General features: G+C 42.4%; 20 protein-coding genes and 1 pseudogene. 10 read left to right on the top strand and 11 right to left on the bottom strand.

Annotation, left to right across the window (positions count from 1 at the left end; genetic code table 11):
- Positions 1–285: 285 nt before the first annotated feature.
- Positions 286–879 carry a 5'-deoxynucleotidase gene (gene yfbR / locus ACUN2T_RS09815; RefSeq protein WP_445497303.1) on the top strand — a complete coding sequence of 198 codons (594 nt, stop codon included), beginning with the start codon at positions 286–288 and terminating at the stop codon, positions 877–879.
- On the opposite strand, the gene ACUN2T_RS09810 is transcribed toward yfbR, so the two are convergent.
- Both ACUN2T_RS09810 and yfbV read right to left on the bottom strand, forming a co-directional pair.
- On the bottom strand, positions 876–2,708 hold the full coding sequence (locus ACUN2T_RS09810) for an SLC13 family permease (RefSeq protein ID WP_445497302.1): 1,833 nt from the start codon (positions 2,706–2,708) through the stop codon (positions 876–878). The two genes, yfbR and ACUN2T_RS09810, sit on opposite strands and share 4 nt — an antisense overlap.
- Positions 2,709–2,830: 122 nt before the next feature.
- Positions 2,831–3,286, bottom strand: a complete 456-nt coding sequence (yfbV, locus tag ACUN2T_RS09805; RefSeq protein WP_445497843.1) for a terminus macrodomain insulation protein YfbV — start codon at positions 3,284–3,286, stop codon at positions 2,831–2,833.
- Between the two features lie 393 nt (positions 3,287–3,679).
- On the opposite strand from yfbV, the gene ackA reads away from it, so the two are divergent.
- The 4 genes from ackA (at position 3,680) to ACUN2T_RS09785 (ending at position 7,883) form a co-directional block, all read left to right on the top strand.
- The gene (ackA, locus tag ACUN2T_RS09800; RefSeq protein WP_445497301.1) at positions 3,680–4,882 is read left to right on the top strand and encodes an acetate kinase; all 1,203 of its coding nucleotides are present in this window, start codon (positions 3,680–3,682) and stop codon (positions 4,880–4,882) included.
- Positions 4,883–4,966: 84 nt separating this feature from the next.
- Positions 4,967–7,093: a phosphate acetyltransferase gene (gene pta / locus ACUN2T_RS09795; protein WP_445497842.1), complete on the top strand. Its 2,127-nt coding sequence runs from the start codon at positions 4,967–4,969 to the stop codon at positions 7,091–7,093.
- A gap of 157 nt (positions 7,094–7,250) precedes the next feature.
- Positions 7,251–7,433: a type II toxin-antitoxin system HicA family toxin gene (locus ACUN2T_RS09790; RefSeq protein WP_445497300.1), complete on the top strand. Its 183-nt coding sequence runs from the start codon at positions 7,251–7,253 to the stop codon at positions 7,431–7,433.
- 36 nt (positions 7,434–7,469) lie between these two features.
- Positions 7,470–7,883, top strand: a complete 414-nt coding sequence (locus ACUN2T_RS09785) for a type II toxin-antitoxin system HicB family antitoxin (RefSeq protein ID WP_445497299.1) — start codon at positions 7,470–7,472, stop codon at positions 7,881–7,883.
- Between the two features lie 224 nt (positions 7,884–8,107).
- Here the strand turns inward: ACUN2T_RS09785 and ACUN2T_RS09780 are convergent, their stop codons facing one another.
- A complete protein-coding gene (locus ACUN2T_RS09780; protein WP_445497298.1) occupies positions 8,108–8,338 on the bottom strand; it encodes a hypothetical protein in 231 nt (76 codons plus the stop codon).
- Here ACUN2T_RS09780 and ACUN2T_RS09775 point away from each other — a divergent pair.
- From ACUN2T_RS09775 to ACUN2T_RS09765, 3 genes and pseudogenes are all read left to right on the top strand, one after another.
- Positions 8,315–8,608, top strand: a pseudogene (locus ACUN2T_RS09775) (phosphate acyltransferase); the annotation flags it as partial. The gene ACUN2T_RS09780 and the pseudogene ACUN2T_RS09775 overlap by 24 nt on opposite strands.
- A 311-nt stretch (positions 8,609–8,919) precedes the next feature.
- Positions 8,920–9,147: a prevent-host-death protein gene (locus ACUN2T_RS09770; protein ID WP_023045495.1), complete on the top strand. Its 228-nt coding sequence runs from the start codon at positions 8,920–8,922 to the stop codon at positions 9,145–9,147.
- Between the two features lie 23 nt (positions 9,148–9,170).
- Entirely contained in the window at positions 9,171–9,518 is a 348-nt protein-coding gene (locus ACUN2T_RS09765) for a type II toxin-antitoxin system RelE family toxin (protein ID WP_350304351.1), read from the top strand.
- A 488-nt stretch (positions 9,519–10,006) separates the two neighbouring features.
- Here the strand turns inward: ACUN2T_RS09765 and ACUN2T_RS09760 are convergent, their stop codons facing one another.
- Positions 10,007–10,636, bottom strand: a complete 630-nt coding sequence (locus ACUN2T_RS09760) for a hypothetical protein (protein ID WP_350304353.1) — start codon at positions 10,634–10,636, stop codon at positions 10,007–10,009.
- Positions 10,637–11,449: 813 nt separating this feature from the next.
- Between ACUN2T_RS09760 and ACUN2T_RS09755 the strand changes: the two genes are divergently transcribed.
- A complete protein-coding gene (locus ACUN2T_RS09755; protein WP_445497297.1) occupies positions 11,450–12,217 on the top strand; it encodes a hypothetical protein in 768 nt (255 codons plus the stop codon).
- A gap of 156 nt (positions 12,218–12,373) precedes the next feature.
- A complete protein-coding gene (locus ACUN2T_RS09750; RefSeq protein ID WP_445497296.1) occupies positions 12,374–12,715 on the top strand; it encodes a hypothetical protein in 342 nt (113 codons plus the stop codon).
- Positions 12,716–12,819: 104 nt separating this feature from the next.
- Here the strand turns inward: ACUN2T_RS09750 and ACUN2T_RS09745 are convergent, their stop codons facing one another.
- From ACUN2T_RS09745 to ACUN2T_RS09715, 7 genes are all read right to left on the bottom strand, one after another.
- Entirely contained in the window at positions 12,820–14,253 is a 1,434-nt protein-coding gene (locus tag ACUN2T_RS09745) for an amino acid permease (RefSeq protein WP_445497295.1), read from the bottom strand.
- A gap of 100 nt (positions 14,254–14,353) precedes the next feature.
- Entirely contained in the window at positions 14,354–15,346 is a 993-nt protein-coding gene (gene astE / locus ACUN2T_RS09740) for a succinylglutamate desuccinylase (RefSeq protein ID WP_445497294.1), read from the bottom strand.
- Between the two features lie 12 nt (positions 15,347–15,358).
- Positions 15,359–16,702: an N-succinylarginine dihydrolase gene (gene astB, locus ACUN2T_RS09735; protein WP_445497293.1), complete on the bottom strand. Its 1,344-nt coding sequence runs from the start codon at positions 16,700–16,702 to the stop codon at positions 15,359–15,361.
- A gap of 26 nt (positions 16,703–16,728) precedes the next feature.
- Positions 16,729–18,204, bottom strand: coding sequence for a succinylglutamate-semialdehyde dehydrogenase (astD, locus tag ACUN2T_RS09730; RefSeq protein ID WP_445497292.1), 1,476 nt, complete (start codon positions 18,202–18,204; stop codon positions 16,729–16,731).
- Positions 18,205–18,207: 3 nt separating this feature from the next.
- Positions 18,208–19,239 (bottom strand): arginine N-succinyltransferase, encoded by a 1,032-nt coding sequence (astA, locus tag ACUN2T_RS09725; RefSeq protein ID WP_445497291.1) that lies wholly within the window; start codon positions 19,237–19,239, stop codon positions 18,208–18,210.
- Between the two features lie 26 nt (positions 19,240–19,265).
- Positions 19,266–20,477 (bottom strand): aspartate aminotransferase family protein, encoded by a 1,212-nt coding sequence (locus ACUN2T_RS09720; protein WP_445497290.1) that lies wholly within the window; start codon positions 20,475–20,477, stop codon positions 19,266–19,268.
- A 69-nt stretch (positions 20,478–20,546) separates the two neighbouring features.
- Entirely contained in the window at positions 20,547–21,572 is a 1,026-nt protein-coding gene (locus tag ACUN2T_RS09715) for an IS630-like element ISPlu3 family transposase (protein ID WP_445493927.1), read from the bottom strand.
- Positions 21,573–21,948: the final 376 nt, after the last annotated feature.

Below are 21,948 nucleotides of genomic sequence, written 5' to 3'. Positions count from 1 at the left end.
TTTGTATGCAAATTGTATATAAAATGGAGTGGGAAAATAAATTTCTTTAAAAAAATATACCCATTGCGATCATAACATTGCCAGTTAATAGTAAATGTAAATTAGTCGGTCATAACACTGGCGTTATACGGTCTGAGTTTCCGTTGGCAAATAGGGTTAATGTGCCGGACAAACCGAGTGTCCCCTCTGCATCCAAAGGGTAAAAATTAAGGAAAGACTTTAAAGTTTACTTACCCCTGCCAACCGCTCACAATGAAAACAATTTCCCACTGTATAGAGATGAGTATGAGCCACTTTTTTGCCCACCTTTCCCGTCTGAAACTGATTAACCGTTGGCCTCTCATGCGCAATGTACGCACAGAAAATGTTTCTGAACACAGCCTGCAAGTGGCCTTTGTCGCACACGCTTTAGCGATTATCAAAAACCGCAAATTCAGTGGCAATGTGAATGCTGAACGCATTGCGTTGCTGGCGATGTATCACGACGCCAGCGAAATTATCACCGGGGATTTACCCACCCCTATCAAATATCACAACCCGCATATTGCACGGGAATATAAAAAGATAGAAAAAATCGCACAGAAAAAATTACTGGAAATGCTACCAGCAGAGTTGCAAGAAGATTTTCGTCCGATATTGGATGACAGCCAGCATACAGAAGAAGAAATTTCTATTGTTAAACAAGCTGACTCCCTGTGCGCTTATCTCAAATGTCTGGAAGAGCTATCAGCAGGTAACAGTGAATTCAATCTGGCAAAAGCCCGACTTGAAAAAACCCTGGCTGCTCGCCACAGCCAAGAGATGGATTACTTTATGACAGTTTTTGTGCCGGGGTTCAGCCTGTCGCTAGACGAGATTAGCCTCGACATCCCAGATTAGAATGGGAACAACCAAGGGATAACCAGCACACTAATCACCATCACTAAAATGGTAAACGGCACGCCCAAACGGACAAAATCAGAGAACTTATAACCGCCGGGGCCAAGAACCAGCGTATTCACCGGTGATGAAACCGGGGTCATAAATGCGGCAGAAGCGGCCACACCAATAATCATGGCGAATGGCATAGGCGATACTGCCATTTCACGCGCCGCAGCAATGGCTATCGGTGCCATTAATACCGCCGTTGCCGTGTTGGAAATAAACAAACCGATTACGGCACAAAGTACAAACAGACATAACAGCATTCCCCTCGGCCCCATATCACCCGCAATATCCATCAAGCCACGGACAATCAGATCAACCCCACCCGTTTTCTGTAATGCCAGTGCAAACGGCATCATTCCGACAATCAGGATAATACTGGGCCAGTGAATAGAACGGTAAGCACTTTCCATATCAATACAACGGAATTTCCCCATCAACAGACAAGCTATCAACGCGGCAATCACATTAGGTACTTCATCGGTCAGCATCATGGCAACCATCAGCGCCAAACTAAAAAGTGCATGTGGAGCCTGAGATGTTGCCGGTGCCACTTCCTCAATCTCAACGGGCAAATTGAGAACAATAAAATCGCGCATTTTAGTTTGCAGGACGCGGATCAGTTTCCAGTCACCAATAACCAGTAAAATATCCCCAAGTTGCAGTGGTTCATCCACCAGTTTACCCAACAACGGTTCACCCTCACGCCGAACGCCGACAACATTCAAACCGTAGCAGGTACGAAAACCTATTTCCCGCAGGGACTTACCCAATAAGTCTGATTCTGGGATCAAAGAAACTTCGGCCATACCCACATTACGGGATTGTTCGGAGAAATATTCCCCGCGCAACACCATCGGCTCCAACAATTGTTCACTGCAAAATTCACGCAGATCCACCTCACTGTCTGACATATCAATCAGCAAGACATCCCGTTCTCTCAATTCCGTATTGCCGACCGCGCTGACCATAACACGCCGGAAACGCCGCCAGCGCTCAATACCAACGACATTAGCCCCATAGCGAGCACGCAGATTCGATTCATCAAGAGAGAGGCCAATCAGCGGGGAACCTGGCCGGATTGCCAGGCGACGGGCACGACCTGATAATTTATAGTCGCGGATAAGGTCACGGAAAGTGCGGCGGTTCCATTTATCATTACCGTTATCAGACTGGTTTCTTGCCAGCCAATGACGCGCAACCAGCATATAGCCAACGCCAGCAAACAGAATCAAAACACCAATAGGGGTAATGGAGAAAAATTTGAAACCGGGCAGCCCTTCCCGTATCAATTCACTGTTAACGACCATATTGGGTGGCGTCGCGACCAACGTCATCATGCCACTGATAAGCCCGGCAAAACTCAGTGGCATCATCAACCGCCCCGGCGAAATTTTCATTCTAGCCGCCACACTCAGCACCACAGGAATGAAAATCGCCACCACCCCCGTAGAACTCATAAAAGCACCAAGACCAGCAACTGTCATCATCAGTAACGCCAACATCTTGGTTTCACTGTTTCCAGCGACCCTTACCAACCAGTCCCCCATTTGATAAGCGACACCGGTTCTCACCAGCCCTTCACCAATAACAAACAAAGCGGCTATCAACAAAACGTTGGGATCACTGAAACCACCGGTTGCTTCACCCAGCGTCAAGGTTCCACTCATAACAAACGCGATAATCACCAATAACGCGACAATATCCATACGAAGTTTATTGGTGGTAAACAGAACGATAGCTATCAATAGCAGGGTCAGCACCCACAAGAGTTCGCTATTCAAAATGGCCTCTATCAACAAATTAAAGAAGATACGGTGTCGAAAACGTGATCAGTAGACCATTTTATTGAGGGAAAATCTCCAGTTGCGATCAACAATATGTCTGTTTTTTCAATTTCTTCCGGCTAAATATCATCAAGAAACGACCGATCGAGTTGTTTAAACGCCCGTTTCAGCAGTTCTGCGAGAGATTGATAAGTCGGCGTTTGTTGCACCGGTGCCATTGCAATACCGGCTTCGACAAATTTATCACGGATCTCATGAAACCATTTCAGCAACGTCGCAGGCAAGGGTGTTGATGCCCGTTTCCCCAACCACCATAATCCTTGCATAGGTAAACTACACGCAAACAGCGCAGTCGCAACAGCCGGGCCTAATTGACCACCCAGTGCGATTTGCCACGTCAGCGTAAAAATAGCCAACGGTGGCATAAACCGGATACCAAAACGGGTTGCTTTAATAATCCGGTTTTCAGGAAACATGGGCGCCAGTTGTTTCTCAATCGGCCAAGTCTTCATATATTGCTGTCCCAGTCGCATCTTTCTTATCCATCCGCTACTGGCAGGAGGCATTGTGCTCATCATGACCTCGATCAATTAAAAACATAATTTTTAAAAAAAGTCTGTAAACTATAAAATATTTTTTGTAGGATTAAGTATATTTTGTCTTTACTGCTGGCTATCGGTATCCTACACCCACTTTTATACTGTCCATAGCAGTAAAGCAGCATATTTTACCTTTTTTATTGTATTTAGGCTCATTTTGTTAACAAATCACCCTATGATTTAACACCAGGCGGGTGAAAAAGGAGTCTTAAAAAAATATAAACCTTATCATCATGCTCTTTACGTCTGGCATGATGTTAATCATTTAACGTCATCACTATTATACGCTATGCTGATGAGTAATTGACGTTTTATTAATCACATGTCTTATCTGTAAGACTCAATGATAAACAAGATATAGGTATTTCCATGTCAAGTAAGCTGGTACTGGTTCTCAACTGCGGTAGCTCTTCTCTGAAATTTGCTATCATCGATCCTACTAACGGTGAAGAATATCTTTCTGGTCTAGCTGAGTGTTTTAACCTGCCTGAAGCCCGTATTAAGTGGAAAATGGATGGCGCAAAACATGAAGCTGCTTTAGGTGCGGGTGCAGCCCACAGTGAAGCATTGAACTTTATTGTTAATACGATTCTGGCGGAAAAACCAGAACTTTCTGCTCAAATCGCCGCCATCGGTCACCGCATTGTGCACGGCGGTGAAAAGTTCACCGCTTCTGTCACCATCAATGATGACGTTATTCAGGGGATTAAAGATGCGGTTCCATTCGCACCACTGCACAACCCTGCTCACCTGATTGGTATTGAAGAAGCGAAAAAAGGCTTCCCACATCTGGTGGACAAAAACGTTGCCGTTTTCGACACCGCTTTCCATCAAACCATGCCGGAAGAAGCTTACCTGTATGCCCTGCCATACAACCTGTATAAAGAGCATGGTATCCGTCGCTATGGCGCACACGGAACCAGCCACTTCTTCGTTTCCCGTGAGACAGCGAAAATGCTGAACAAACCGGTTGAAGAGCTGAATGTTATCATCTGCCATCTGGGTAATGGTGGTTCTATCTCCGCTATCGTTAATGGTCAGAGTGTTGACACTTCTATGGGATTAACACCATTGGAAGGTCTGGTCATGGGTACTCGCAGCGGTGATATCGATCCTGCTATCATTTTCCACCTGCATGATGCTCTGGGCATGAGTGTTGAACAAATCAACAAACTGCTGACCAAAGAATCTGGCCTGCTGGGTCTGACAGAAGTCACCAGCGACTGCCGTTATATAGAAGATAACTACGAAACCAAAACCGATGCCAAACGTGCTATGGATGTCTACTGCCACCGTCTGGCTAAATACGTTGGTTCGTACTCTTCCCTGATGGAAGGCCGTCTGGATGCCATTATCTTTACCGGTGGTATCGGTGAAAACTCCTCACTGGTGCGTGAACTGGTGCTGAAAAAATTGGCTCTGTTAGGTTTTGAATATGATCACGAACGCAATCTGGCTGCCCGCTTCGGTAAATCCGGTACCATCACGACCGACAACAGCCGTCCTGCTCTGGTGATCCCGACGAATGAAGAATTAGTCATCGCTCAAGACGCTGCACGCCTGACCGCGTAATACTTTGCACACCGCCAGCAACTGCTGGCGGTACTATCTTGACCAACGAGCAACCGTAAAGAGGTTTCCGTGTCCCGCACAATTATGTTGATCCCTACCAGCACCAGCGTCGGTCTGACCAGTGTTAGTTTGGGTGTTATCCGCTCAATGGAGCAAAAAGGCGTCAGCCTGAGTGTTTTCAAACCCATCGCCCAGTCCCGTTGCTGTGACGCACAAGATCAAACCACTGCAATCATCCGTTCTCATTCCAGCATTAAAACCGCTGAACCACTGGATATGGCCTATGTGGAATCTTTACTGACCACGAACCAGAAAGATGTCCTGATGGAAAAGATCGTGGCCCTTTACCACGAAAACACCAAAGACGCAGAAGTTATCCTGATTGAAGGTCTGGTTCCAACCCGTAAACATCCGTTCTCCCAATCGCTGAACTATGAAATCGCTAAAACACTGAACGCTGAAATTGTGTTCGTACTGGCACTGGGTAACGATTCCCAAGAGCAGTTGAAAGAACGCGTTGAACTGGCCCGTGCTGAATTTGGTGGCAGCAAAAACCAGAACATTACCGGTGTTATCATTAACAAACTGAATGCGCCGGTTGATGATCAAGGCCGTACCCGTCCTGATCTGTCAGAAATCTTTGATGAATCCTCAAAAGCCATCGTAGCTAACATTGATCCAAACAAACTGGCTAAAAATAGCCCATTGCCAATCCTTGGCTGCATTCCATGGAATTTTGATCTGATTGCGACGCGTGCAATCGATATGGCAAAACACCTGAACGCCCGCATTATCAACGAAGGCGCAATCAAAACCCGCCGTGTGAAATCCGTGACCTTCTGTGCACGCAGCATTCCACATATGCTGGAACACTTCCGTCCGGGATCCCTGCTGGTGACGTCTGCTGATCGTCCAGATGTTCTGGTTTCAGCTTGCCTGGCGGCCATGAATGGTGTTGAAATCGGTGCGATTCTACTAACCGGCGGCTATGCCATTGATGAACCTATTAAGCAACTGTGTGAACGTGCTTTCGGCACTGGCCTGCCCGTCTTTATGGTTGATACCAACACCTGGCAGACTTCCCTCAGCCTGCAAAGTTTCAGCCTGGAAGTCCCGGCAGATGACCATGAACGTATCGAAAAACTGCAAAACTACGTCGCACAGCACATCAGCAAAGAGTGGATTGACTCACTGACAGCGAATTCTGAACGTCCACACCGCCTGTCGCCGCCAGCATTCCGTTATCAACTCACTGAGCAGGCACGCAAAGCAGGTAAGCGGATTGTTCTGCCTGAAGGTGATGAGCCTCGTACCGTGAAAGCGGCGTCTATCTGTGCTGACCGGGGTATTGCGCGCTGTGTGCTGCTGGGCGATCCAGAAGAGATCCGCCGTGTTGCAGCTGCTCAAGGAGTAGAACTGGGTACCGGCATTGAAATTGTTGATCCGGTTGCTGTACGCGAGCGTTATGTCCCACGTCTGGTTGAACTGCGTAAAAACAAAGGCATGACCGAAGTCGTCGCACGCGAGCAATTGGAAGACAACGTTGTTCTGGGTACATTGATGCTGGAACAGGGTGAAGTTGACGGCTTGGTTTCCGGTGCGGTACACACCACGGCAAACACGATCCGTCCACCATTACAGTTAATCAAAACCGCACCTGGCAGCTCACTGGTATCATCCGTGTTCTTTATGCTGCTGCCAGAACAAGTTCTGGTTTACGGCGACTGTGCAATCAACCCGGATCCGACGGCTGAACAACTGTCTGAAATCGCTATTCAATCGGCGGATTCGGCTAAAGCATTTGGTATCGAACCTCGCGTTGCTATGATCTCCTACTCTACCGGTAACTCCGGTGCGGGCAGTGATGTTGAGAAAGTTCGCGAAGCAACCCGTCTGGCGCAAGAAAAACGCCCGGACCTGATCATTGATGGCCCACTGCAATATGACGCCGCAATCATGGCAGATGTAGCGAAATCCAAAGCGCCAAACTCACCGGTCGCCGGTCAAGCTACCGTGTTCATCTTCCCTGATTTGAACACCGGCAACACCACTTATAAAGCGGTACAACGTTCTGCGGATCTGGTTTCTATCGGGCCAATGCTGCAAGGTATGCGTAAACCGGTGAACGATTTGTCCCGTGGCGCTTTAGTAGACGATATTGTTTACACTGTTGCACTGACGGCGATTCAATCGGCACAGGGAGAAGCGTAACCGTTTCTCATCCATAGCAGATTGATGATTGATAAAGGCTGAACCCTGTATTTCACTGGGTTCAGCCTTTTTATTTTCCTTTTCATTCCCATTTTAACATTGCGACAGTGTGTATAATGCGTAATATATACAGTTATCAATAACGCACGGAGGCAAGGTGAAAAGTTCAGAGTTAATAAAGCTGTTAGAAAAAAATGGCTGGGCTTTAGAGCGAATAAAAGGTAGCCATCATCAATTCAGGCATCCTGACTTCTCGCTCGTTATAACCGTTCCTCATCCACGGAAAGACATAAAGATTGGAACATTACACAAGATTATGAAAGATGTAGATCTTCAATAAAGTAAACCAAAAAATACTTAAATCAGGAGAAAAAATATGTTATACCCCGCTTTTATTGAAGTTGATACAGATGGCAGCGCAAGCGGCTGGTTTCCTGATGTACCCGGCTGTTATTTTGCTGGCGATACACTTGAAGAAACCTGGCAAGATGCTAAAAGTGCTATTGAGGCACACTTTGAATTATTAGCGCAAAATGAATCAGAACTCCCCAAGGCCAGAACAATGCAAGAGCATCTCGCTGAAAATATTTGTGATTATGCTGGTGGTCAATGGCTCTTAATTGATGTCAATATGGATAAATTCGATGGCAGAGCAGAACGTATCAATATTACCCTTCCACATCGTTTGTTGTATCGTATTGACACGATTGTTCATGATCATCCTGAATATGGCAGCAGAAGTGGTTTTCTGGCTCAGGCTGCGCGCAATGAACTGCAAAAAACAATTTAATTGTGCCGCAGATATGCAGCACTTCGTGTTTATACCCTATGGATTTCAAGATGCATCGCGGCGGCAAGGGAGCGAATCCCCGGGAGCATAGATAACGATGTGACCGGGGTGAGTGAGTGCAGCCAACAAAGAGGCAACTTGAAAGATGACGGGTATATATTTATTTGCACAAATTTAGGGCTAATAATGACATAATGACATAATGACAAAATAGATGTTAAAGCCTATTTTGGTGGTTTTTTTGGTAATAATGCATAAGAAACTTGAGCTTGTATTTTATTTCCAGATAACCATTTATTAAATTCAACCCCTACCTTATATCCAGGAACACAGCTACTCACTTTATCACCCGATGTTCCGGTTCTACCAAGCCCATATGTTCCTCCACCTTCTGCTTTAGTTTTACACTCATGTCTAGTTGTGAATTCATTATGATCATTGATGGCCCACTGCAATATGACGCCGCAATCATGGCAGATGTAGCGAAATCCAAAGCGCCAAACTCACCGGTTGCCAGTCAAGCTACCATGTTTATCTTCCCTGATTTGAACACCGGCAACACCACTTATAAAGCGGTACAACGTTCTGCGGATCTGGTTTCTATCGGGCCAATGCTGCAAGGTATGCGTAAACCGGTTAACAACCTGTCCCGTGGCGCTTTAGTAAACGATATTGTTTACACTGTTGCACTAACGGCTATTCAATCGGCACAGGGAGAAACGTAACCGTTTCTGGCATATCAAACGAATATAAGGACTGAATTCTACACAAAACTCAGTCCTTACTAACCCCTCTCCTATTTCTCTATTAAACTAAATCGCTTCCAATTCAAACTGATATCTTCAAGAACGTACTATCATCAACGTCATTCTATAGCGCAAAGTAGAGTGAGATAAAAATTTGCAAGCAGACCAAATAAAAACTATATTTAGACCAATCAGCCAACTTAATCACATCATGGACGGTAGTGACAAGCGCTGACACACCAGACTTGAGGAAGCATACTATTAATTACAAAAATGATTAGAAGGTCATAATGAGAATTGAAACGATCAGCTTTATAAAAAAGAACGCCTCTGCTCTTGAATTATCTGAACCAATTCTGGTCACACAAAATGGTGTACCAGCCTATGTTATTGAATCATTTACAGAAAGAAAACAACGAGATCAAGCAATAGCTTTGCTTAAATTACTCACACTTTCTGAGAAAGATAAAGAACAAGGGCGAACCTATACCAGTGATCAGTTATTGGCAAATATATGAGCGGTTAATAACCGGAGAGCTAAATGCCATCAAAAATGTCAGATAATGTTACCGTTCAATATACAGAAACAGCTAAAACCAGCGTAAAAGTTATTTCAGAATTTTTGCGCAGTAAGGAAATAGACCCAAGGCCAATAATTAAAAAACTAGTGAAGGAATTTGAAAATAAAGTTTGCTCTTTTCCTGAGGGATCACCTATTTCTGCCGAACTCATGAAACTAGGTTGCAGCAAATACCGTGAATGCAATACATCAGGTGGATACCGAATTATTTACTCAATAGATAATGTTAATCAGATCTCAGCACATGTCATCATGGCCCAGAAGCAGGATATTCAGCATTTGTTGTTCACCCGTTTGATTGAAATCTAATTATGTTTGCCAAGTAAAAATATAAGTTACTACAGAAAAATTTAATTGTGCCGCAGATATTGGGCACTTCATGTTTACATTATAATTAATAAACACATATCAACTTCATAAGAATATAATTACCTAATACATAACATTGTTATAAAATAAAGATAGATTATTAAATCAAAAAACACAAATTACAGAACAATTAAATTAAAAAATTTTATTTAAATATATGATAGACAAGACAGAGAAAATTTAAAAACAACACAATTTCAATAACATATAAAATAAATTATTTATCAATATTTACATGTTATCTATAATGACGTAATAACTATTGGTTTTTTATATCATAATAATATAAACAACCTCATAAGATTACAATTTATGTATGAATCTATCACCAATAAAAAGCACCGAAATCATGAATGTTTCGGTGCTGTATATTCTGAAAAGAAACATTTAAAACTAACAATCACAAAACTGAAAAAAGATATAAAATCTTATTTTGCTAATAATACATAAGAAATTATAACATCTATTTTTGCTGGTTTTTCAAGCCACTTATTAAATACATTCCCTATTCCAAGTTTCTTGTATTGGTCATCACAACTCGCTGATGTTCCTGTCACACCAAGCCCGTATGTGCCTCCTCCCTCAGCTTTAACTTGACACTTATGCTTAGTTGTAAAGTCATTATATAACCATTTCGGTTCTATTGTACTAAACTCAATAACAACTCCAGGTTTTTTATTTGTCAGATAACTTTGCGAATAGGTATATTGGGGAGCAATGCCACAAAAACTTTCTCCTTTAACACAAGGAAGGCTTTTATACTTATTCTGGTGAAATACTTTATATTCCTTTATTTCCATCCCTCTATACCAGTACATCGCATTTTTTGCTTCATCATCACGTTTTGCCGCTTTCTTATTGACTAATGTCACTTTATTAGGTGTATTTGCCAAGACTGAAAGTGTGCAATTTTTATACATAGACATCACTTTGGTATTTTCCAGTCCATTTTTAGTGATTATTTTTTCTATCTGTGGATCTGTCTTACATGCCATACTAAAACTACTCATAGCGAGTAAAAATGGGGAAATCAGGAAAACTTTTTTATTCAAAATCATACTTATCTCCTTGCTTTGTTTAATTAAGAAGTTTAACGTTCAATGGAATAAAAATAAATTTCATTGTTGTTATTAAATAACTTTCCAAAATAGTGCTCCACTCCGTACAACGCTTTGTGTAGCAAGGGCTGTGCGCTATGCATAGCAGAGAGATAAGTTAATGCTGCCTATCAAGCATCAGACTTGCACTACTCGGACATTAATCAAATAGACCAACTGTATCGGTATTATGAAAAGCTATTTAATATACTTATTTTAATAACATATCATTACAGGTGACATATGATAAATTAACCGATTACATTATTCTCTCTTGTTACTACTTGACTTAAATAAAGATATGTTATTAAATCATAAAAAACAAAAACAAATTCCAATATGATTAAAATAAAAAATATTTAATTTAAATATATAAAAACAAAATAGTAACAATATGTCAACAATATATGCGATAAAGTGGTTATTGTTCTTATGCCATAATGGCCTAAATAATGTAATCGTAATAAAATTATCTATCTAATTTATATAAATTCCATTTTTTTCATAAAGGATAATACCTAACTCATTCAATGTGAGAAAATAATTCAGAGAACACTTACTCAACTATATTTATTATTACAGTAAAAGGAAAATTGGGTGAGAATCTATTTATTTTTATAAAATGTGACTTTAAACACAAAAGTGAGTTTGCTATTAATAATTAAAGTCTAATACTTATAATAATTAAAGCTCAGTATTGATGTAGTTTTGATGCATTTTGAATTATTTAGATATGTCAATAAAAACATCCTATTAAATTATATGGAGAAAATTATGGTTATCAAAGAAGGTGGATTCCCCTTTAAGCTATACAGTATCACCCCAGATCAAGTCACTGTCGAAAGTTTGAAAGACACATTAACTATCCTTGGTCTTACCTGCGAAGAAACAACCCTGGATAAACTTCAGCAATACATCACAGATGTCAGATCACAATTATATAATGGGGCGTACCAAGCATTCGGAATTAATCACCTTCATAACTCTGTCGTCACAATATCCAAGGGGCTTTGGGAGCCTGATGGAGCGCTACATGAAATGAGACAGCTGGATTACATTACCAGAAATGAAGAAATTTTTAACTGGCTTAAAACCCAATACAAGGATTTCCCTGGTCAGGTCTCCGCTGCATCTCATAACAAGTCTTATTATTCAACTGTGGATGCAATCAAAGAAGCATTTGTTAAAGTCGCATATACAACATCTGCAACACTGATTTCTCCACTTGATAAGAAAAGCATGGAGTCTATTATGAGTGGCTGGCTTGCCGGACTGAGCTCGGATGACAAAGCAGATTTCGACTCTGGTCAAAAAGCAACAGCCATCCAAATTGCCCTTAACCCTGATGGCGATAACGTTGATGCTATTGGTGAAGCAGTTGTCGATTGGCGGCTTCGAATTGTAAATTGGGCAGGAAAAAGTAAGAAAGATCCAGGGAAGGAGACGAAAATTGATATTCAATCAAGATCAGTTAATTACACTGAGACAAGTTTGTTAAAAAAACATTACAATGCCGCTGTTGATAAATTCGGAGGCGTATGAATTAAATATTAAATCAAAAACTCCATTATTCCTTATATGCCCATACAAAACTTCTGGCTGGGCATACATAAAGCATAAGGAAGATTTATACCTCAAAATATGCCACTGATTTTCGTACAATAAATTCCGTTGCATGGAAAAACATATGGAGAATACATGAAAAATACCAGTATCTTAAAAATAAATGAAAGAGTATCTGGCATCATTAAAGACTATACTTTTCCTGTTTCTATCGGCGATGGTGAGATATATGTGTCATTCACATTGGTAGACAAAGAAAATAATTATTACCATTTTGTACTTGATGGAGTCACAACTTCTTCAAAAGAACTAACAGGTCTACTTACTATACTCGGTACTGCAATAAATTATGCTCTACCAGTAAGTGTAGATTTTGTCAGAGTATCCAAAAATGGAGAATACAATATTACTTCAAAAATAACCTGTAACTCTCCGGATAAAGATTATCGTAATCATGAAACGAGGAGTGAGTCTTAAATATAGGATGGTAATATATGCACAAATGCTTAGTTCATATATTACCGCCAATATATCTCACATAAATAATAATCCCAGTCTTTGATCTGAGATTATTATTTTTTTTATGAGGAATGACCATGTTCTTCCTGCGCCTCATTTTTCTTCTTTATGCGCCACAAAATACCTAACGCAATGAACCATAAAGGGGTGCCACAAAGTGCAACCAGTGTATCGGGATCAAAAACCATGACGACGATGGTCAGTGCGAAAAAAACCAGCGTTATCCAAGTCATTGACACCCCCAAAGGCATCTTAAATATTGAGCGCTTATGCAAATCAGGATGATGTTTACGATAAGCTAAATAGGCCACTAATATCATACACCAGCTATAAATCACCATAACAGAGGCAACGGTTGATACGATAGTAAATAATCTTATGACATTCGGCATGATAAATAAAAGTGACGTGCCAACGATCATACAGAAACAGGAAAATATCAGGCTATGTACAGGAATTGCGGTATTACGGGAAAGAATTTTAAATTTGCGGGGCGCATTTCTTTCAGTTGACAAACCATAAAGCATACGCGTACAAGCATATAATCCACTGTTAGCGGAGGACATTGCTGACGTTAATGCAACAAAGTTAACAATAGCGGCAGCAGCAGGCAAACCAGCCAAAGCAAATAAGGTGACAAAAGGACTGGTTTCAGATGAAATCCTTCCCCAAGAAGTCACCGCAATGATGCTTAACATGGAGAAAATATAGAAGATAATAATTCTTATCGGAATCTTCTTGATCGCTTTCGGCAATATTTTTTCCGGATCTTTTGTTTCCGCTGTCATGGTACCCACCAGCTCAACACCCGTAAAAGAAAAAATCGCTATCTGGAAACCGGCAAAAAAACCAAAAATACCATTCGGCAGAAATACTGACGGATCAGTCAGATTATTAACTGACGCCGTCATCCCATCCGGTGATTGCCAACCTATCATCACCATACCAATACCAACAATAATCAACGCTAAAATCGCAATCACTTTAATAATCGCGAACCAGAATTCCGCTTCGCCAAATAATCGCACAGAAAGAAGATTGCAAGTACAAAGTAATCCCAGAGTCAAAAACGCAGGTACCCAAAGAGAGACACCCGGGAACCAATATTGAATATATCCGCCACAAACAACAACATCAGCAATACAGGAGACAATCCAACTCATCCAATAAGTCCAGCCGAGAAAAAAACTCGCTTTCGTCCCTAAATAATCAGATACGAAATCAGCAAAAGAGCGATAATTCAGTTTGGTGAGAAGTAATTCCCCCATCGCCCTCATCACCATATAGACAAAGAAACCCACAATGGCATAGGTAATAATGATCGATGTACCGGATACCGCAATGGTTTTTCCTGAACCCATAAATAAGCCGGTGCCAATGGCACCGCCAATGGAAATTAATTGAATATGACGTGCACTTAGCCCTCGATGAAGTTCTTGCGGATCAGTAAATTTTTCTGCCGAAATGTTTTGTTGATTTTTATTATTTTTTATCATGATAATACCCGTCCGTCATTAAAGCGAAGAAACAGACCGCTGAATCTTTCTGAAGAAGAAGTTGCCACTGCTTCAGAAAGAAAATGGAGTTATGTTTTATTTAATTATTTTTTTCATTTAAAGCAAGTAACAATCCCGCCCGCAATCCATTAGCAACCTCAGCATTAGGAAATAAAATAAATTTCGCCGGGAATTTAATTTTCCAATGGCAATCATGCTGGCTGGCGATTTCAAATCCCTCTGACAATTCAGTGAAATTCATGGTATCTGCGGGAATATGAAGCTGGAAACTTTCATCGCTCTTAATAATGGAATCAATTACCTGGTAATGTTTCAGCTCAGGTCTAACGCGTGAGGCTATTTGTAATGAAGAGATTAAACCATAAAGAGAATCCGCAATTTTTTGGAACCTGGTTAAATCATTTCTACCAAAAGGCATTGCCTTACCCATTTCCACCGTACAGCTATCCGCCCCAAACTTTTCATGCAGAAAATGGCTGAAAGTCCCTCCTTTTGAACGATGATAAACAAGCGCATCAATATCGCTGTCATTCAACCACTGCATAAATTCAGCAGAAAATGGACGGCTTGGAGCAGGTAACAATGCAAATTGTTCATGATGAGAAGCGCGTATAGCGGTATGCAGATCAATATGCCAACGCATATTGGCAGAGGACACTAAAGGTTCAGCAAAAAAGTGACTGACCATATTTTCAAGTTCAGCCGCGCGTGATCGCTCATTTCCCAGAGGAAAATCCAGATAACGGCCACCAAACATGCGATTCAAATCGTTATGCAGATAACGTCGATTCGCTCGCATAGCCGACAAGTTACCAAAGATAATCAGCAGGTTATTTTTTAACGGTAACGTGCCATCCGCCAACTGTGCCAGTAACTGAATCAGTATTTCAATGGGCGCGGTTTCATTACCGTGAATACCCGCGGAAATAACCAGAGACCGGTTTTTTCCTTCATGGGGAACATGGGGAATAAGTTGCAATACCCCTTCTGCCAGCCAGCTCGCCTTAATTGTTTCTGGAAATATCAGATGGTCAGCAAGTTTCTTTTCAAGCAATAAAGTTAACAGATCCATATCCGCTCCAATTTAGCGTTGAAATTCATAGATCGACCCTAAATTCAAGATCTGCGTAAGCTCATCCAGAGCGGTATAAACTTCACGAAATAATTGGGGATCAACCAGATCGCTGGCACATAACTCATCACGATAGTGCTGTTCTATCCATTGAGTCAGGCGATCATAAAGCCGGGTATTCATTATTGTCGCAGGATTGACCGCGTTAAATTCGGCATCATTCAGCACAACCCTCAGGCGCAAACATGCCGGGCCGCCACCATTGCGCATACTTTCCCGCAGATCAAAAACGCAGACTTCATTAATGGGTGATGACGCTTGCGCAGTCAGTGACTGTAAATAGGCCCAGACAGTTGCGCTCTGACGGCACTCTTCCGGCACAACAATCCTCATTTTTCCATCAGCTTTACTCAGTAATTGACTATTAAAGAGATAAGAATCAACCGCGTCTTCGATACTGACCTGCTCTGATGAGACCTCAAGTGAGACAAAATCATGCCCCAACACCGCCATTTTCTCTTTAATTTCAGCCAAAGCCTGATCCTGATCCAGATAAGCATGCTGATGATGAAAAAGGACATTTCGGTTGCTCACTGCAATCACATCATTATGGAAAACACCGCTGTCAATGGCGACCGGGTTTTGCTGCACAAAAACGGTTTGCGCCGGATTAAGCTGATGCAGCCGTGCAATGGCTTCACTTGCTTCCAGTGTTTGCCGTGCGGGATAACGCTGAGGCACCGGACTGCCACGAAACGCGCTACGACCATAGACAAACACCTGCACGCCTGGCCTATCATATTCACCACCGAGGCGATTATGGTTTGCCGCCCCTTCATCACCGAAGTTTTCATGCTGCACAAGCGCTTGATGATGGACAAAATGATTTTGATTAGCAAAAGTGGCTTTTAACGCGGCTGCCGTTGTTTCTACTTCCAGCGAACGATGCAGTTTGTTATTCAAATTTGCCACAGTGAAATGTACCCGTTGGTCAGCACTATCCACCGAAGGTGACACCGTTGCCGCGTTTGCTGTCCACATTGATGAAGCAGAACTCAGTTTTGATAATAACACTGGAGAATATTTAGCTGCTTTCTCAATTACTTGTTCATCGCTGCCCGTAAAACCTAAATTACGTAAGGCTGGAATATTGGGACGTTGTTGTGGTGGCAGCACCCCCTGAACAAACCCCGCATCAGCCAGCGCTTTCATTTTCATCAGCCCTTGAAGCGCAGCTTTGCGTGGGTTAGACACCCGGTCCCGGTTATGTATAGACGCTTTATTGCCGACTGAAAGCCCTGCGTAATGATGAGTCAGACCAACCAAACCATCAAAATTTGCTTCAAAACCGGACATAGATACCTCTAGAAAGATTGTATAAGTTAATCAGGGAAATGGATCCCCGGCGCAAGCGTTTCAGGTAAAGCGAGTTTATCAGTAACCAGAGATGCCATAGGCCAGGCGCAGTAATCAGCAGCATAATAAGCGCTAGGGCGGAAGTTTCCCGAAGCGCCAATGCCACCAAAAGGCGCTTTACTGGAAGCCCCTGTCAACGGTTTATTCCAGTTCACAATTCCGGCTCTCGCATCTTCCGACAGGCGTTGGAACAATGAAGCATCCGGCGAAATCAAACCAGTCGCCAATCCGAACCGGGTGTTATTCGCCATTGCCAGCGCTTCATCAAACGTGTCATAACGCATAAGCGTGAGTAGCGGGCCAAAGTACTCTTCATCAGGCACATCAGCCACCGGGCTAACATCAATGATCCCAGGTGTCAGCAACGTTGATTGAGGATCGCGTTGTTCCAACGAAACCAGCGAAATCCCACCAAGTTTTTGCAGCCGATCTTGCGCTTCCAACAGATTCTGAACCGCCTGTAGAGAAATGACGCCTCCCATAAAAGGCTGGGGTTGTGCATCCCAGTGAGCGGGAACAATCTGTTCAGTCACCTCCACCAGACGCTTAATCACCGCATCCCCGTGTGCGCCATTTTTTACCAGTAATCTGCGGGCACAAGTGCAACGTTGGCCGGCGGAGATAAATGCTGACTGCACAATAGTGTAAACGGCAGCATCAATATCATCGCAAGCATCCACGATCAGTGCGTTGTTCCCTCCCATTTCAAGGGCGAGCATTTTCTCTGGCTGACCGCCAAACACGCGGTGAAAGTGAAAACCAGTATTGGCGCTCCCGGTAAACAGCACACCATCAATCTGCTTGTCCTCCAACAGCGCTGTGCCGGTATTACGCGCCCCTTGAACCAGATTAAGCACACCGGCGGGCAAACCAGCCTTTTCCCACAATTTTACGGTCTCTTCTGCGGTCATCGGTGTCAGTTCACTCGGTTTAAACACCAGCGTATTACCGGCAATAAGCGCAGGGATAATATGACCATTCGGTAAGTGACCAGGAAAATTATACGGTCCAAAAACCGCCATCACACCATGAGGACGATGACGCAGTAAGGCCCGGCCGTCTGGCATAACGATTTCCGACTCTCCGGTGCGCTGTTCCCATGCTTCGATAGAAATCGCCGCCTTACCTATCATGGATTGTATTTCAGTCCGAGCTTCCCATAATGGCTTGCTGGTTTCCTGACTGATAACCCGCGCCAAAGATTCTTTCTCGTCATTTAGCAACGTGGCAAATTTCTGGACAATCTTAATTCGCTCGCTAACGGGCAAATGTGACCACGAATAAAACGCCTCACGGGCAGACTGGCAAGCAGCTCTAACGAGAGAAGGATCAGCACTGTTAGCTTGCCACAGAATTTTCTGATCTATTGGGGCGAATTTAGTCATCAACTCACCCTGCCCCTTAACCCATTCGCCCCCAATGTAATGTACTTTATGATTCATATCTTAGTGTTCCCTTGGAAAAAGAGTGACGAGTCGTACCTGATTTTCGTCATTGATTTGGAGTGCATCCATTTCCGCTGATGTTAAAAAAATTTCATCACTGTCATACGCAACATTCAGTAACAGCGCACGAAAGTCACTAAAGCGCTGATTAGCAATGATGCAGGGTACCCCACCGGTTCTGGCAACTGACTTAACCCGGCTGACAGGAACAAGCCGGCTCTCTTTTACTGCGCGTATCCGGTCGATCTCGGCCTGTAGTAAAGCGCCTGCATCAAAAATATCGATATGGCCTTCATAGACCAGACCTTCTTTTTCGAGGATCGTACGGGCCGGGACCGTTTTCTCATGAACCTGCCCTATTACCCGCTGTGCCTCAGTGGGTAATAGGGATATATAAACAGGATGAAGGGGCATCAATTCGGCAATGAAGGTTTTTGATCCAATACCCGTTAAATAGTCTGCCTGGGAAAAAGGAATACCAAAAAAGTGCTGTCCCAGCGCATTCCAAAAAGGTGAATTTCCTTTCTCATCTGCGACACCACGCATTTCAGCAAATATTATTTTAGAAAATAGATCCCTGAATGCTGCAATAAAAAGGAAACGCGCTTTAGACAGAAACGTACCGTTTTTCCCTTTATGATATTCCGGATCCAAGAATAAGGTACATAATTCGCTGTTACCGGTCTGATCTTGTTCCAGAGATAAAGCTTCAATCACTTTATAAATTCCTAACTCACGTGACGACCGAATGGTTCTTTGTACACGAAAGTTATAAAACGGCTCCTCCAGTCCTACTGCCGCTTCTATGGCGCTAACACCCACAACGCGATTCTCGCTGGTATCTTCCAGCACAAAAAGGAATCCCTGTTGGGCCCTGGTCAGTTTTCCATCGAAAGTATCCACGCTACGTGAAATACGTGAACGTAATTGCTCCAGGTTATTTGGTAAAGATGTCAGACCTATACCAGCGCGTTCAGATAAGGACTGAATACCATTTAAGTCACTATGCCGGACAGTTCGGAAAAGCATCATAACGTCACCTTCAACTTACTATTAACCTATGAACCTATGAACCGCTTGATGGCGCTTTCAAGACGAACCAAACCTTCATCAATATCAGCAAATTCGATGTTTAATGCTGGCGCAAAGCGCAATACATCCGGACCGGCAATCAAGGCAATTAATCCTTCCTCTGCTGCTATATTGGTTAATTGTTTCGCCTTACCCTGCCAGGCTTTATTCAATTCAGCGCCTAAAAGCAGCCCTTTGCCCCGCAAACAACTGAATAATTGATAGCGCTGATTCAATTCCGATAACTTATCCATGAAATATTCATGGCGCTGCTGAACTCCAGTGAGGAACACAGACTGATTAACTATTGAAAACACCTTATTGGCAACGGCTGCTGCTAAGGGATTACCGCCAAACGTTGTACCGTGTGTTCCAGGTTGAAAAACCTCTGCAATATGTTGTTTTGTCAACATGGCACCGATAGGAAACCCCCCTCCGAGACCTTTAGCACTGGTAAGAATATCAGGCTCGACGCCATATCCCTGATAAGCATAAAGATATCCGGTACGGCCCACTCCAGTCTGAATTTCATCAAAAATGAGCAACGCCTGAAAACGATCACATAATGTACGTAATTCCTTCAAAAATGCAGGATCGGCGGGAATAACGCCGCCTTCACCGATAATCGGCTCGACAATAACCGCACAGGTATTTTCAGAAATGCGTTCTCTGATCGCAGACAAATCGTTATAAGGAAGATGCGTAATTTCTTGAGGAAGAGGAGCATAATCTTGTGAATATTTTGGTTGCCCTCCTACCGTAACAGTAAATAATGTCCTGCCATGAAAAGAATCTTTAAATGAGATAATCTCACTCTTATTTTTTCCATATTTATCAGAAGCATATTTTCTGGCTAATTTTAATGCCGCCTCGTTAGCTTCTGCCCCTGAATTGCAGAAAAACACCTTATCAGCAAACGTATTTTCCACGAGCTTCTTTGCTAATTTCAGCACGGGCTCATTAGTGTAACCATTTCCTATATGCCCTATTTTTTCAATCTGAGAAATTAACGCATCTTTTAATTCCGGATAGGCGTGCCCTAATGAATTCACTGCAATTCCACCAGCAAGATCAATATATTCCTTGCCGTCCTGATCCCATACTCTCGAACCTTTAGCCCGAATAGGTATGAAGTTAGCAGGAGAAAAACAAGGTACCATATAGTGATCAAACCAATTTCTCTGAATATTTTCTGACATAGATCATTTCCCTTTAAAATAGAGAGTATTCGGACGAGATAAAACAATATGCTCTATACCCAAGAAACTTCAAGATGCAGTTTTTAGCACCTGAAAATGGTCATTAATTCTAGACATCAGCGAGTCCGCTATATCCGGTAGCGTTGTGGTGAAAAATTTGAAGACTTTGTCTCGAAATTCATGTTTATCAGCGAAATAACGGTTATTTCGAACATGTTCATTCATGACCTTCCATAATCGCTCTATCGGGTTTAAATTTGGGCTATAGGGAGGAAGATAATGTAACTCAATATTGCTAACATAAGCCCACTCCTTCACAAGATGAGCTTTGTTGTAACCCGCCCCATCCACAATAAGATGAATTTTTTGATGATAGTCAGGATAAGACTTCCTTATTTCGTTGAAAAAACAGCAAATGTTGTAGTCATTGATGGTTTGATATTCCTGGAACACCGTACGACCAATGGCATTCAGGTTGAGCGCGCCCAATATATTCAGGCGAGTTCGGCTTCCTGTTGTCTTGACGGTTTTTTTCTCGCCTTTTCGCATCCAGCCATAACCGAGTTTGGTGCCTTGAGTCGGGTGAACAGCGTCAAGAAAAAGGATGGGTTCATCTTTCGCTGTGATTTTAAGATTTTCATAATATTCAATAAATTGTATCTGTTTTTCTGCCTCGAATTTATGAGGGACACCACAAGGTTTTTTATAAGAAAAACCCTGACGGTGTAGCCATTTATTCATGCCGGGAATGCTAAAGGTAATATTCCAGAGCTGAGCAACATAGGCCACGATTTCATGGGTGTGATGGAAAAGATGTTGAGATAAGTGGTTGATTAAAAAATCAGTTTGCTCTCGAGAAAGCAAACTATCAGACCCCCCATTATCAGATTTAAGTTTACCTTGATTAAGATAATCACTGATATGGCGGTCAACAGTGGTCTGATGGAGTCGCAATGCCTGGGCTATCATCACAGAACTCCACCCTTCAGAAGCCAGAAGGATCGCTTTTATTCTGTCTCGTACTTGGCCATCACGAGTGGTGTCGTGAAGACGTTCAAGTTTGATTTTTTGTTCTGATGTAATAAATATTTTCATAGCGAGGATAATGATCTCCATTTCGGATAAAATCAAGCATCTTCAATGATTACGGGTATACATCATTTTTTATCTCATATTTACACAAATTATTAATGAATTCTGAGGTAAAAAGTTGGCTAAGTTGAAGCCTAAAAAGCCTTAAAAATAATAAAATTACAGGATTTCGTTAATATTATGCTTATTAATCCTCATCACTATTTTCGAAAAATAGTTGCTCAACCATTGGACAGATACTGTTGCTCGCGCTTAACAAAGTCAACACAAGTTATAAACAAAAAAAATACTTTTTGATCTCGTTCAAAATTCCAAGAAGTATTTTTATGCACTATTTATGCACTTTTAGTGAATAGGAAATGAATAAATTGTGAATAAA

The organism is Photorhabdus machadonis, assembly GCF_052657765.1.
Note: the sequence above shows the minus strand (reverse complement) of the source record. Positions and strands in the feature narration are given on the sequence as shown.

What these genes read in the sequence shown, in the direction of transcription:
- ackA (WP_445497301.1), top strand. Translation starts at nt 3,680, where the DNA reads ATGTCAAGTAAGCTGGTACTGGTTCTCAACTGCGGTAGCTCTTCTCTG.
- ACUN2T_RS09785 (WP_445497299.1), top strand. Translation starts at nt 7,470, where the DNA reads ATGTTATACCCCGCTTTTATTGAAGTTGATACAGATGGCAGCGCAAGC.
- ACUN2T_RS09765 (WP_350304351.1), top strand. Translation starts at nt 9,171, where the DNA reads ATGCCATCAAAAATGTCAGATAATGTTACCGTTCAATATACAGAAACA.
- ACUN2T_RS09715 (WP_445493927.1), bottom strand. Translation starts at nt 21,572, where the DNA reads ATGAAAATATTTATTACATCAGAACAAAAAATCAAACTTGAACGTCTT.
- pta (WP_445497842.1), top strand. Translation starts at nt 4,967, where the DNA reads ATGTTGATCCCTACCAGCACCAGCGTCGGTCTGACCAGTGTTAGTTTG.
- ACUN2T_RS09770 (WP_023045495.1), top strand. Translation starts at nt 8,920, where the DNA reads ATGAGAATTGAAACGATCAGCTTTATAAAAAAGAACGCCTCTGCTCTT.
- ACUN2T_RS09755 (WP_445497297.1), top strand. Translation starts at nt 11,450, where the DNA reads ATGGTTATCAAAGAAGGTGGATTCCCCTTTAAGCTATACAGTATCACC.
- ACUN2T_RS09760 (WP_350304353.1), bottom strand. Translation starts at nt 10,636, where the DNA reads ATGATTTTGAATAAAAAAGTTTTCCTGATTTCCCCATTTTTACTCGCT.
- astE (WP_445497294.1), bottom strand. Translation starts at nt 15,346, where the DNA reads ATGGATCTGTTAACTTTATTGCTTGAAAAGAAACTTGCTGACCATCTG.
- astA (WP_445497291.1), bottom strand. Translation starts at nt 19,239, where the DNA reads ATGATGCTTTTCCGAACTGTCCGGCATAGTGACTTAAATGGTATTCAG.
- yfbR (WP_445497303.1), top strand. Translation starts at nt 286, where the DNA reads ATGAGCCACTTTTTTGCCCACCTTTCCCGTCTGAAACTGATTAACCGT.
- yfbV (WP_445497843.1), bottom strand. Translation starts at nt 3,286, where the DNA reads ATGAGCACAATGCCTCCTGCCAGTAGCGGATGGATAAGAAAGATGCGA.
- ACUN2T_RS09720 (WP_445497290.1), bottom strand. Translation starts at nt 20,477, where the DNA reads ATGTCAGAAAATATTCAGAGAAATTGGTTTGATCACTATATGGTACCT.
- astD (WP_445497292.1), bottom strand. Translation starts at nt 18,204, where the DNA reads ATGAATCATAAAGTACATTACATTGGGGGCGAATGGGTTAAGGGGCAG.
- astB (WP_445497293.1), bottom strand. Translation starts at nt 16,702, where the DNA reads ATGTCCGGTTTTGAAGCAAATTTTGATGGTTTGGTTGGTCTGACTCAT.
- ACUN2T_RS09750 (WP_445497296.1), top strand. Translation starts at nt 12,374, where the DNA reads ATGAAAAATACCAGTATCTTAAAAATAAATGAAAGAGTATCTGGCATC.
- ACUN2T_RS09745 (WP_445497295.1), bottom strand. Translation starts at nt 14,253, where the DNA reads ATGATAAAAAATAATAAAAATCAACAAAACATTTCGGCAGAAAAATTT.